This window comes from Kitasatospora griseola (genome assembly GCF_014648555.1).
Classification (GTDB): Bacteria; Actinomycetota; Actinomycetes; order Streptomycetales; family Streptomycetaceae; genus Kitasatospora; species Kitasatospora griseola.
Map to the genome: position 1 here is coordinate 39,626 of NZ_BMRI01000048.1, position 645 is coordinate 40,270.

Here is a 645-nt window from a genome sequence, read left to right on the forward strand (position 1 = left end):
CCGACCCGGTGGGCGGTCTCCTCGTAGGAGACGTTCTCGTCGTGCTCGCCGACCTCGGCCTTCAGCGCCGGGGTGTAGATCGGGGCGGGCAGCTCGGAGCCGTTGTCCAGGCCCTCGGGCAGCGCGATCCCGCACACCGTGCGGGAGACCCGGTACTCCTCCAGGCCGGAGCCCGCCAGGTAGCCGCGCGCCACGCACTCCACCGGCGCCATCTCCAGGCTGCGGCAGATCAGCGTGCGGCCGGCCCAGTCGGCGGGGGCGCCCTCGGGCAGCTCGGTGGAGATCACGTGGTTGGGCACCAGGTCGGCGATCCGCTCGAACCACCACAGCGACAGCTGGGTGAGGATCCGGCCCTTGTCGGGGATCTCGTTGGGCAGCACCCAGTCGTAGGCGGAGGTACGGTCGCTGGCCACCATCACCAGGTTGCCGTTGCCGTCCCGGTACAGGTCGCGCACCTTGCCGGTGTGCAGGTGGACCAGGCCGGGCACCTGGACCGGCTCGGGCTTGGTGACGAATCCGCTCACGGTCAGTCAGTCCTCACAGCTGGGGGGCTCTGCGGGGAGTCTTTCACGAGGGGCGGATCGGGGGCCGGTGCGCCCCCGCCCCACGCGGGGAGACAGGCACAGCACGAGGGGCGGATCGGGG

1 protein-coding gene is annotated in these 645 nt (G+C 71.9%); it reads right to left on the minus strand.

The features are described from left to right. A partial coding sequence (locus tag IEZ12_RS39700) for a phosphoribosylaminoimidazolesuccinocarboxamide synthase (RefSeq protein ID WP_308431114.1) occupies window positions 1-524 on the minus strand: 524 nt, incomplete at its 3' end. Between the last annotated feature and the right edge of the window lie 121 nt (window positions 525-645).